This window comes from Burkholderia sp. Tr-20355 (assembly GCF_017104685.1).
Classification (GTDB): Bacteria; Pseudomonadota; Gammaproteobacteria; order Burkholderiales; family Burkholderiaceae; genus Burkholderia; species Burkholderia seminalis.
On record NZ_JAAGPK010000096.1, the window covers coordinates 22,861 to 32,935 of the forward strand.

Below are 10,075 nucleotides of genomic sequence, written 5' to 3' on the forward strand. Positions count from 1 at the left end.
ATGCCAGTGCTCACCGTTCGAAATTTGCCCGACGAAGTGCATCGCGCACTTCGGATTCGTGCTGCCCGGCATGGTCGCAGTACCGAAGCCGAGGTGCGCGACATCCTCGAACAAGCCGTTCTGCCCGAGGGGCGGCTCAAGCTGGGAACATTGCTGGCGGAATTCGGGCGGGAGGCAGGCGATGGCGATTTCGGCATCCAGCGCGACAAGGCGCCAGCCGCTCCGATGAGCTTCGAATGATCCTGGTCGACACGAACGTCATTTCGGAGCCGTTGCGGCGCGAGCCGAGCGCGGCAGTCGTCGAGTGGCTCGATGCGCAGCATGTCGAGACGCTGTTCCTGTCGGCGGTCAGCCTTGCGGAATTGCGGTTCGGCGTCGCCGCGTTGCCGGAGGGGCGCAGGCGGGACTGGCTGCATCAAGGCATCGAGCAGCGCGTCGTCCCGCTGTTTCGAGGTCGGATCCTGCCGTTCGACGATGCGGCGAGCAAAGCGTATGCGAGCCTTTGCGCGCGGGCTCGTGCCGCAGGCAACGCGGTCGCCGTCGCCGATGGTTACATTGCCGCCACGGCCGAGGCGAACGGGCTGATCGTGGCCGCGCGCGACGTCGCGCCGTTCAAGGCGCTCGGGCTTCGCGTCATCGACCCTTGGGCGCGATAGTTTGCGATTTTCAGCCTCTTTCCTTGCGCCGAAATTGAAAACGCGCCGTGCAAGACGGCGCGTTCGCGTCAGGTCAATCCGGCGCGCTCCCGCAGCGATGGCGGGTGGGCGCGACATGTCCGGTGCGATGTCAGTCCACCCCGTGAAACACCGCGTCTTCCGGCCCGAGGTAGGCAGGCGGGCGCCACGTCGCGTCGCGCATCGAATGCTGAACGAGATTCTCGACGCCGAGCAGCACCGCGAAGATCGCCATCCGCACCGGAATGCCGTTGTCGGTCTGCCGGAAGATGGCTAGGCGCGGGTCGCGGTTCAGGTCGACCGACAGGTCGTTCGCGCCGGGCCGGCTGTCGCGCGGCAGCGGGTGCATGATCAGTGTGTCGGGCTTGCACGCCGAATCGACGAGCGCCTGGTTGATCTGGAAATCCGGTGTGTAGCCTTCGAACGATTCGTCGGTGAAGCGCTCCTTCTGGATCCGCGTCGCGTACACGACGTCCGCACCGCGCAATCCGGCCGCGAGGTCGGTCGTCTGCTCGATCACATGGCCGTTCGTCGCGATCTGGTCGACGATGTACGCCGGCATCTCGAGCGTCGGCGGCGACACGAGCGTGAACTTCAGCCCGCGGTACAACGCGAGCAGCTTGACGAGCGAGTGCACGGTACGGCCGTACTTCAGGTCGCCGACCAACGCGATGTGCGCGCCGTCGACGATCTTGCCGAGCCGCGAGAACTCGCGCTGGATCGTATAGAGATCGAGTAGCGCCTGGCTCGGATGTTCGCCGGGGCCGTCGCCGCCGTTGATCACGGGCAGGTTGGTGGCGCGCGCGAACTCGGCCACCGAGCCTTTCTCCGGATGGCGGATCACGAGCGCGTCGACGTAGCCGGCCATCACGCGGCTCGTGTCGTAGATCGATTCGCCCTTGGCCATCGACGAGAACGTGAAGCCCGTCGTGTCGCATACCGAGCCGCCGAGCCGGCAGAAGGCCGCGCCGAACGATACGCGGGTGCGCGTGCTGGCCTCGAAGAACAGGTTGCCGAGCACCGCGCCTTCCAGCACGCGCGAGATCTTGTGGCGGCGCGCGATCGGCTGCATCACGTCGGCCACGCGGAACAGCGCCTCGACCGAGTCCCGCGAGAACTGGTCGACCGAGATCAGCTGCGGCTTGCCTTCGAACAGGAACTGCTTCGAGAGTCCTTGCTTGTCTACGCTTTGCGTATAGTCCCCGCCATCCGGTGCCGAGCGCTCGACGATTTCCGACACGAAGCGCTCGACGATCTCGGGCATCCCGCGCGATTCCTGCGAGTCGTCGGGCAGCAGCCACGTATCGAGCGCGCGCCGGCTGACGCCGATACGATTGGCGAACGCTTCGCGGGTCATGTTGAGGCGGCGCATCGCGTCGCGGAGGAAGGCTTGCTGGGGAACGGTCATCGGCGGCTCCTGACGGAAAATATACGCGTTGCGTATATTAGTTCGTGGCGCAATGAAGTCAAGGAAAATCTGCGCGACCGGCTGTGTGGCGCGGGTAACACGCGGCGGGTTGGTGCTGGCGCGCCGCTTCCGTCTCCGTATAATCAGGTCAGGCCCCGTGTCCGGCATCCTGTCGTGCGCCGGGCCACACACGATTCGCCCGGTCGGGCTTGTTGATTCGAAGGAGAATGAGAATGACGCGTACGATTGCTGCAATGCTGCTGGTGGTGACCGCCGCGCTCGCCGGATGCAATACGGTCGCCGGCGTGGGCCAGGACATTTCGAAGGGTGGTCAGGCGATCAGCGATACGGCCGAAAAGGCCAAGTAAGGCGACCGGTTCCGGAATGCAGAAGGCGCCGGGCCGTCCCGCGATTGCGGGGCGGCCCGGCGCCTTTTTTGTGTCTGGCGTCGGCGCGGGTGCGGCGTCAGGCGTGTTCGACGAACGCGTAGCGGCCTTCGACCTTGCGCGGCGTGAACCAGCCGTAGTCGGGGAACATCCGGTTGCGCACGTACCACACGTAGCCCACCAGCAGAGCCGTGATCAAGAGGCTGGGCAGCGCGGTCGACGGGTCGCGTCCGAGCTCGGCGATGGTCTTCGGCAACTGAAGCAGCGACAGCAGGATGAACGCGTGATAGGCGCCGACGCGATTCGTCGCAAAACCCCAGATGAACAGCAGCGACAGCGGCACGGTCAACGCGAGGAACACGAGCACGAGGACATTGCCGGCGCCGCTTGCGAAGAAGTAATACGCGAGCATGAGGCTGATCGCCAGCTGGGCGATACCGAGCGCGACCAGGATCCGGATGTGCACCTTGTTCTTGCGGCAGCGCTCGGGGTCGGGGCGCGACGCGATCAGGTGCGCGAGCACGCGATCCTTGAGCCCCTGTCCTGACAGTTCGGCCAGTGCGTCGGCCTTCCTCGTTCCCGCGGAGAGCAGCACCGCGATTCTTGTTTTGGCTTCCTTCCTGTTCATTGCTGGGCGGATTGTCGTTCGGTGGTTGTCAAAGGTTCCGGCCACGCGAATATTGCATCTTGCGAGGTGGCGCGCAATCGATTTGCGGCCCGCGGACACATTCCTACAGTTGCCGGAGCGTGCGGGAGATGGGCCATATGGCGACGGGAAGCGGCCGCCGTTGCCGTCATCCCGCGATGGGCGCGGGTCAGTCGGCGGCGGCTTGCGCGGTGGTGGGCGCGGGGCTCGAGGGCTTCGCATCGCGCGTGTCTGCGCGGCGCTCGCGCCGCCGAGTCGCACCGACGAGCATGCCCGCGACGACTAGCGCGATGCCGGCGACTCGCGTGCCGGTCAGCGTTTCACCGAACAGCGCGACCGCGAACAGCACGGCCGAGACCGGCGCGACCGCCGTGAAGAGCGCGGCCTCGGTGCCGCTGGTGCGGGCCGAGCCGGCGTACCAGCACAGGTAGCCGAGCACGGTCGGTACCAGCGCGTAGTAGGCGATCGCCGATACCGCGCCGACGGTCCAGCCATGCGCGACCGCGCGCCATTCGAATGCCGCCGGCACGAGCGCGAGCACGAAGCCGAGGCCCGACATCGCGGTGGACAGCGCGAGCGGCGTCAGCGGTGCGGCCAGCCGCCGGTTGAGCAGGATGAAGACGGCTTCGCACGCGACGGCGGCCAGCACCAGCGCGTCGCCGGCAAGCGTCTGGAACGACGGCATCGCGTGGCCCGGTGCGAACGTGACGAACAGCACGCCGGCCGTGGCGAGCGCGGCGGCCGCCCAGTCGCGCGGCGTCTGCCGCTCGCGCAGCACGACGGCCGCGATCAGCGTGGACATGGCCGGCAGCGTGCCGAGCATCACGCCCGCGTCGAGCGGCGACGACAACTGCGTGCCGCTGATCAGCAGCACCGTATAGCCGACGCCGCCCGCCGCGGCCTGAATGACGAGCAGGACGGCGTCGCGCGCGGAAAGGCGCGGCCAGCGCATGCGCTGCGCGCGCATCAGCGCGAACAGCAGCGGCGTCGCGATCAGGAAACGCAGTGCCGTGGCCGCGAACGGCGGCAGGCCGCCGGCCGCGAGACGGCTCGCGATGACGGTGCTGCCGACGCCCGCCATCGCGGCGGCGAGATAGAGATAGCCGATCAGTCGTGTTTTCATGCGCCGCATCGTCGCGTGCGGCGGCCACGTGCGTCTTGAATGAAATTGCAGCGACGGAGGCCTGATTGCGGTGTGCTGCTTGCGTGCGCCGGCGATCCGCGGACCACCGGTGACCGTCGTGCGGGCGACTGCCTTCAAATGCGGTGCGACTGGGCCCGGCGCATCAAGAGGGCGCTCGCGTCAAACCGCCTGCGCGAACCGCCCGGGCGTGATTCCGAACTGGCGCGCGAATGCGCGCGTCAGGTGGCTCTGGTCGGCAAAACCGGCTTCGGCCGCGGCATCGGCGATCGGCATTCCGCTGGCGAGCAGCGCGCGCGCCAGCCGGGCGCGCGACTGGATCAGGTAGGCATGCGGCGTGATGCCGAGCTCGCGCGCAAAGCCGCGCAGCAGCTGGAAGCGGCTCACCCCGCTCAGGCCGGCCAGTTCGGCGAGCGAAACGGGCGCGGCCGGCGCCGCGTCGAGCCGCTCACGGGCCACGCGGACCGCCGGTGCGACGCCGGCCGCCGGCAGCGTGCGGTTCGCATGCCGGGCGAGCAGCCCGGCGACGAGCATCACGAGCGCCTCGTCGCGGGCGATCGACTCGGATGCGCCGGCGACGATGCGAGCATGCAGCCGGCCGACGGCGGCCGCGAGCCGCGCGTCGCGCACGGCCGGATGCGCCAGCTCGACGCAGCCAAGGCCTTCTTCCGCCGCGACGCCCGCCACCAGCGCGGGTGCGAGGTACAGCATCCGCCAGCGCCGGCCCGTGCCGGCATCGATCGGCGATCCGTCGTGCATTTCGCCCGGGTTGACCATGATCGCATCGCCGGCCAGCGCGTCGACCTGCCCGCGGCCGCTCCACGACCGGTGCGCGCCGCTGACGATCACGCCGACTCCGAATTCGTCGTGCGCGTGACGCGGAAACGCGCGGTCGGATTCGAGGCTGATCGCCTCGATGCCTTCGCCGGTGCGTCGGTAGTGGGTGACACGGTGCATGTGCGCTCCTCGCGCCGGTCGCGGCGCGGATCACGTGCACTTTAGCGCGTTCCGGCGCCGCGCGCCCTTCATCCTTTTGGCGGATACCGCGCGGCATGCGCAGCCCGCACCATGTGCATATCGGCAGCGTACACGGCCCGTCGGGCCTGAAGCTGCGCGGGAGACGGCAGGTGGAACGACAGGATCCGGTATTCATTCAGGTTGGTGCGCTCGCGGACGGCTTCGCGCCGGAAGCGAACATCCTCGCGTCCGTCGACGCGCTCGCCGGGCGCACGCTTGTGCTCGGTGATGCAGCGGGCGCATGGCGCGTCTATTCGTTCGAGCCGGGCGCGCTGCAGTGGCGCGACGCGGCGACCGACACGGGCGGCCGCGAACCGTGCCGCGTGACGCGGCTGCGCGACGGGTTGTACTTCGTCGACTACATCGACACGGCTGCCCGCGCGACGTCGGTCAGTCTCGTGATCGATCTCGACCAGGGCGTATGGACGTCGGTCGTCGGCGTGCTGCCGACCGAAGCCGACACGCGCATCGACGCATTCACGCGCGTGGCGCGCGGGCTGCCGCTGACGGGCGTCGACGCGGCATTCCGGCACGGCACGCTCGGCGGCCACGCGCAGCCGGGGCCGTTGCATGCACCCACGCGCGAGTTGATCGGCAAGCGCACGATGTACCGTTACAGCCCGACCGAATGCTACGAGCACATCTACCTGAACGAGAACTTCTACGCGTGGCAGTGCCTGCAGGGCGTCGAAGGCGGGCTGGCCGATGTCGACCGCTGTCACTACTTCAGGATCGCCGACGAGTTGTATCTGTTCGTGTGGCGCGAAAAGGTGGTGCCGACGCTTGGCGTCGTCCTGATCGATCTCGCGCAGCGCAAGACCGACGGCAAGATCTTCGGCTATCAGGGCGGCGATTTCGGGTCGCTGTCGAACTTCCAGATCGGCGCGTACGCGCAGGTGCTGAACGAAACCGTGCACCCGCTCGGCGGCGAGGCGCAGCGATGAATGCGGTGCCGGGCAGCGGCCGCCTGCGCGCGGATTTCAGCGGGCGCGTCGTGCTCGTCACGGGCGCCGCGCAGGGGATCGGCGCGGCGATCGCACGCCGTTTCGCGGAGTCCGATGCGTTCGTCGCCGTCGCCGACCTGAACGGCGACGCGGCTGCCGCGCAGGCCGAAGCGCTGGCCCGCGCGGGCGGCGACGCGCGGGCGTACCGGGTCGACGCAGCCAGCCGGGACGAACTGGGCGCGCTCGTCGCGGCAGTCGAGCGCGACGGCGGCCGGCTCGATGTCGTCGTTCACAACGCCGCGTATTTTCCGCTGACGCCGTTCACGCACATCGACGAGCCGACGCTCGCGCGCACGCTGTCGGTCAACCTGTCGGCGCTGTTCTGGCTCGCGCAGGCCGCGTTGCCGGCGTTCGAGCGCGCGGGGGCCGGCCGGCTGCTCGTCACGTCGTCGGTGACGGGGCCGCGCGTCGCCTATCCGGGGCTCGCGCATTACGCGGCGTCGAAGGCCGGCGTGAACGGCTTCATTCGCGCGGCGGCGCTGGAGCTTGCGCGTCGCAACGTGACGGTGAACGGCGTCGAGCCGGGAATGATCCGTACCCCGGCGGCCGGCAATCTCGGCGACGCGTCGGTCACGGCGCAGATCGCACGCGATATCCCGCTCGCGCGGATGGGCGAGCCGGAGGACATCGCGAACGCGATGCTGTTTCTCGCATCGGCCGACGCGGCGTACATCACGGGGCAGACGATCGTCGTCGACGGCGGGGCGACCTTGCCGGAAAGCGGTGCGGTGCTGGGAGACGCCTGACGGCGGGCGCGAACCGTCGCAAGCCGCCTCGGCGGGAAGGCCGCGGCCGGCATGTCGTGGCGGGCGGCGTCACCGCCGGCCCGCCTGTCGCCGTGACTACAGCCAGCCGTTGCGGATGAATTCGACGATCGAATACCGGCGGTTCTCGAGATCCTGTTGCAGGACGGCTTCGACGATGCGCGATACGCCGTCCGCGTAAGGGGTCGCGCCGTACACGCGCGATTCGAGCCGCAGGCTGCATGCACCGTCGTCGATGTGTATCCGGTGCACCGCATGGCGGCCGAGCTGATCGTCGGGGATGCCGAATTCGCCGCGCTGCACGTCCGGGTCGCGCACGGAGCGGATGTCCTCCGCCGGCACGCCGAGCGACTGGGCGATGCCGACGGCCGTGCCGGGGACGGACGTCTTGGCGGCCTGATGCGACTCGGTCAGGCTGATCTTGCAACCGCGAAACAGGTGGCCGCTGGTTTCCAGCATGCTCATGAACTTGAGCATCAGGATGTTCGTGTTCGGACAGAGCACGACTGGAAAATCGTGCGACGCGGTTTCGAGGTCGGAGCCGGTGGACAACTCGATGAGCGGCGACGCGGTGGCCCGGCAAAACGCGATCGCGGCGGGGAGTTCGCGGCCGGAACCGGCGTGCACGACGATCGATCGGGCGTCGGTATGTCGGGCGTCGGTACCTCGGGTGTCGGTTCGCGTGCTGTCCGCCCAGGGCAGCACGCGACAGATTGCCGGGTCGAGCGTGTGCGCATCGAGCAGTTCGTGGGCCAGCTTGCCGGTTCCTACGACGATTACTTGCATGGACTTGACGGGTTGGGATTCGGGATTCGGGCCGCGGTCGACGCGGGCCGGCGGGTGGCCCGGTACGGCGGCGCGGCGCGCTGGCCTCGCGCATTATGCCCGGCCGTCCGCCTCCGTGCCGGCCGGGCCGTGCGCGAGACGTCGCGGCGCGTCAGCTTGCCGACGTGGTCGGCAGCCATGCATTCGCCGCATTCTGCGCGGTGAATTGCTTCGCGATCGAACGCGCGAGGCGGTCCGTATCGGAAGCCACCGTGTCGTGCTTTGCTTCCGACGCGCCATGCAGGCCGGCGCCGACTGCCGCCGACGTCGCGAGACGGCCGGCCACCGCGCCCACTCCGGCTGTTTCGACCATGCCGGGCAGGTGGCCGCTGTTCGCGCTGGCCGAGAACGTGCCGAGTGGCTGCGCGATGCCGTGAGCCGGCTGAAACAGCACGGTGACCGATGCGCCCACTTCGCTCTTGCCCGCGCCGAACCCGATCAGGACGCGGCGGCGACGGTTGCCTGCGTCGATCGTGTCGAACCGGCCTTCGATCACCAGCGCGTCGCGGCCGTCGGGTACCGGGCCGCGCAGCGCGGGCATGCCTTGCGCCCGGAGTTCGCGCACGAGCGCATCGGCGAGTTGATCGCGGGTCTTCAGCGCGCGCTGCTGGTGCTGTGCGTCGGCGGACGAACCGGTGGCGAGCGTCGCGAGCGTGTGGATCATTCCTCCGTCGACCTGGACGTCGGTGGTGCCCACGTCGAACGCGGAGACGTAGACGACCTCGGCATGAACCTGCGGCAGCGTGCGGGCTGCCGGCGCGGCGGCCGTGGTCGTGGTTGCGGTCGATGCGCAACCGGTCATCGCGAGCGTGCCGGCAATCAGCGCGACGCGGGTCAGATGTTTGGCATGGGCGGCAAATGCGCGAAGGGAAGGGAACATGTCGATCTCCGTGGTCTGGATGAAGGTGCCGATACCATCGCGGCATTCAGGAACGCGAACGATCGGAAGCGGGGCGTGATCGCTGGCGAGGGAGAGGGTTCATGCCGCTGCGCAACACGCAGGCGCAAGTATGCTGAGGTCGGGTGTCGCGCGCCACGCAGGAATTATGTCGGCGCATGTCACGCGCCGGCGCGCGACATGCGCCGCGCAGTCGGGCTGTCAGGCCGTCACGCCGACAGCGGCGGCCGGGCCGGCGCAGGCGGATCGAGCGGCAGCGCGACGACGGCCTCCAGGCCGCCGCCATCGCGGTCGCGAAACGTCAGCGAACCGCCGTGCAGGCGGGCGATCCGTTCGACGATCGCAAGGCCGAGCCCCGTGCCGCCCGCATGGCCGCGCGCGTTCGCGCCGCGGCTGAACGGTGCCTTCAGCCGTTCGAGTTCGGCGGCGCAGACGCCGTTGCCGCGATCGCTGACGACCGCATACGCGATGCCGTGCTCGGTCCAGGTCCGTACGCCGAGGCCCGTGCGACCGTAGACGACCGCGTTCTGCATCAGGTTCATCAGCAGCCGCATCAGGCCGATCGGGCGGAACGCAAACGCGGGCACGTCGCCTTCGTCGAATTCGAATGCGTGTCCGAGCCCCGCGAAATCCGCGACGAGCTGGCCGATCAGCGCATTCAGGTCGCCGGTTTGCGGGGTCTCGCGCTCGCCGCTGCCGGCGTAATCCATGAATTGCTGCAGGATCGTATCGATCTGGTCGAGGTAGTGCTCGGTCGATGCGGTGAGCGTGTCGTGCGTGCCGCGCGGCAGCGCCATCGCGATCGCCAGGCGCAATTTCGTGAGCGGCGTGCGGATGTCGTGCGACACGCCGGCCAGCATCAGCGAGCGGGTTGCGTCCGCCTGTTGCAGCGCATCGGCCATCCTGTTGAACGCACGGCTCACGTCGGCGATTTCGGTCGGGCCGTCGGTGGGCAGCGGCGGCGGGCGTTCGCCCGCGCTGACTCGCTGCGCCGCGCGCGCCAGCGCATCGAGCGGCCGGTTCAGGTGGAGCTGGATCAGGTAGCCGGTCAGCGCCGCGAGCAGCGCCAGCGCGACCGACAGCACGAGGGCCGTCGTGATGCCGCTCGCCTGCGCGTCGGCGGCCATCGGCAGCGGCACCCACACCGGCGAGCCGGCGGCATGGAGCCGGATCCACAGGCGTTCGTCGTCGCCCGACTGCCAGCGCGCCGGCAGGTCGGACGGCAGGTGGCGTTCGAGCGCCTGCATGAACACGTCGCGCTGCCAGGTGCGGAAGAAGGCCGCGAGGTCCGGCGCATGCGGCGGCGCCGCCG

The 10,075-nt window shown here is 69.2% G+C and carries 12 protein-coding genes; 5 read left to right on the forward strand and 7 right to left on the reverse strand.

Annotated elements, in window-relative coordinates; genetic code table 11:
• Entirely contained in the window at positions 1-240 is a 240-nt protein-coding gene (locus G3N62_RS22455) for an Arc family DNA-binding protein (RefSeq protein WP_124670299.1), read from the forward strand.
• Entirely contained in the window at positions 237-656 is a 420-nt protein-coding gene (locus tag G3N62_RS22460) for a type II toxin-antitoxin system VapC family toxin (RefSeq protein WP_059556772.1), read from the forward strand. The genes G3N62_RS22455 and G3N62_RS22460 overlap by 4 nt, the downstream gene beginning before the upstream one ends.
• 130 nt (positions 657-786) lie before the next feature.
• Here the strand turns inward: G3N62_RS22460 and G3N62_RS22465 are convergent, their stop codons facing one another.
• Entirely contained in the window at positions 787-2,082 is a 1,296-nt protein-coding gene (locus G3N62_RS22465; RefSeq protein ID WP_034189438.1) for an aspartate carbamoyltransferase, read from the reverse strand.
• A 233-nt stretch (positions 2,083-2,315) separates the two neighbouring features.
• Here G3N62_RS22465 and G3N62_RS22470 point away from each other — a divergent pair, with 233 nt between their 5' ends.
• Positions 2,316-2,450 (forward strand): entericidin A/B family lipoprotein, encoded by a 135-nt coding sequence (locus G3N62_RS22470; RefSeq protein ID WP_021158165.1) that lies wholly within the window; start codon positions 2,316-2,318, stop codon positions 2,448-2,450.
• Positions 2,451-2,547: 97 nt separating this feature from the next.
• Here the strand turns inward: G3N62_RS22470 and G3N62_RS22475 are convergent, their stop codons facing one another.
• From G3N62_RS22475 to G3N62_RS22485, 3 genes are all read right to left on the reverse strand, one after another.
• On the reverse strand, positions 2,548-3,096 hold the full coding sequence (locus G3N62_RS22475) for a hypothetical protein (RefSeq protein ID WP_049030176.1): 549 nt from the start codon (positions 3,094-3,096) through the stop codon (positions 2,548-2,550).
• 187 nt (positions 3,097-3,283) lie between these two features.
• The gene (locus tag G3N62_RS22480) at positions 3,284-4,237 is read right to left on the reverse strand and encodes a DMT family transporter (protein WP_124670300.1); all 954 of its coding nucleotides are present in this window, start codon (positions 4,235-4,237) and stop codon (positions 3,284-3,286) included.
• A gap of 180 nt (positions 4,238-4,417) precedes the next feature.
• Positions 4,418-5,212: an AraC family transcriptional regulator gene (locus G3N62_RS22485; protein WP_124670301.1), complete on the reverse strand. Its 795-nt coding sequence runs from the start codon at positions 5,210-5,212 to the stop codon at positions 4,418-4,420.
• 170 nt (positions 5,213-5,382) lie between these two features.
• On the opposite strand from G3N62_RS22485, the gene G3N62_RS22490 reads away from it, so the two are divergent.
• Both G3N62_RS22490 and G3N62_RS22495 read left to right on the forward strand, forming a co-directional pair.
• Complete coding sequence (locus G3N62_RS22490) at positions 5,383-6,216, forward strand: MoaF C-terminal domain-containing protein (protein ID WP_034189527.1); 834 nt, start codon at positions 5,383-5,385, stop codon at positions 6,214-6,216.
• Positions 6,213-7,022 (forward strand): SDR family oxidoreductase, encoded by an 810-nt coding sequence (locus G3N62_RS22495; RefSeq protein ID WP_124670303.1) that lies wholly within the window; start codon positions 6,213-6,215, stop codon positions 7,020-7,022. The genes G3N62_RS22490 and G3N62_RS22495 overlap by 4 nt, the downstream gene beginning before the upstream one ends.
• A gap of 96 nt (positions 7,023-7,118) precedes the next feature.
• Here the strand turns inward: G3N62_RS22495 and G3N62_RS22500 are convergent, their stop codons facing one another.
• The 3 genes from G3N62_RS22500 to G3N62_RS22510 form a co-directional block, all read right to left on the reverse strand.
• Entirely contained in the window at positions 7,119-7,826 is a 708-nt protein-coding gene (locus G3N62_RS22500; RefSeq protein WP_049028372.1) for a dihydrodipicolinate reductase C-terminal domain-containing protein, read from the reverse strand.
• Positions 7,827-7,977: 151 nt separating this feature from the next.
• Positions 7,978-8,745: a DUF4410 domain-containing protein gene (locus G3N62_RS22505; protein WP_124670304.1), complete on the reverse strand. Its 768-nt coding sequence runs from the start codon at positions 8,743-8,745 to the stop codon at positions 7,978-7,980.
• A 227-nt stretch (positions 8,746-8,972) separates the two neighbouring features.
• Positions 8,973-10,075, reverse strand: a 1,103-nt coding sequence (locus G3N62_RS22510) for an ATP-binding protein (RefSeq protein WP_206141299.1), incomplete at its 5' end; no start/stop codon positions are given.

Bases quoted from the DNA above. Each gene is read 5' to 3' on its own strand.
- G3N62_RS22455 (WP_124670299.1), top strand. From the start codon at position 1: ATGCCAGTGCTCACCGTTCGAAATTTGCCCGACGAAGTGCATCGCGCA.
- G3N62_RS22460 (WP_059556772.1), top strand. From the start codon at position 237: ATGATCCTGGTCGACACGAACGTCATTTCGGAGCCGTTGCGGCGCGAG.
- G3N62_RS22465 (WP_034189438.1), bottom strand. From the start codon at position 2,082: ATGACCGTTCCCCAGCAAGCCTTCCTCCGCGACGCGATGCGCCGCCTC.
- G3N62_RS22470 (WP_021158165.1), top strand. From the start codon at position 2,316: ATGACGCGTACGATTGCTGCAATGCTGCTGGTGGTGACCGCCGCGCTC.
- G3N62_RS22475 (WP_049030176.1), bottom strand. From the start codon at position 3,096: ATGAACAGGAAGGAAGCCAAAACAAGAATCGCGGTGCTGCTCTCCGCG.
- G3N62_RS22480 (WP_124670300.1), bottom strand. From the start codon at position 4,237: ATGAAAACACGACTGATCGGCTATCTCTATCTCGCCGCCGCGATGGCG.
- G3N62_RS22485 (WP_124670301.1), bottom strand. From the start codon at position 5,212: ATGCACCGTGTCACCCACTACCGACGCACCGGCGAAGGCATCGAGGCG.
- G3N62_RS22495 (WP_124670303.1), top strand. From the start codon at position 6,213: ATGAATGCGGTGCCGGGCAGCGGCCGCCTGCGCGCGGATTTCAGCGGG.
- G3N62_RS22500 (WP_049028372.1), bottom strand. From the start codon at position 7,826: ATGCAAGTAATCGTCGTAGGAACCGGCAAGCTGGCCCACGAACTGCTC.
- G3N62_RS22505 (WP_124670304.1), bottom strand. From the start codon at position 8,745: ATGTTCCCTTCCCTTCGCGCATTTGCCGCCCATGCCAAACATCTGACC.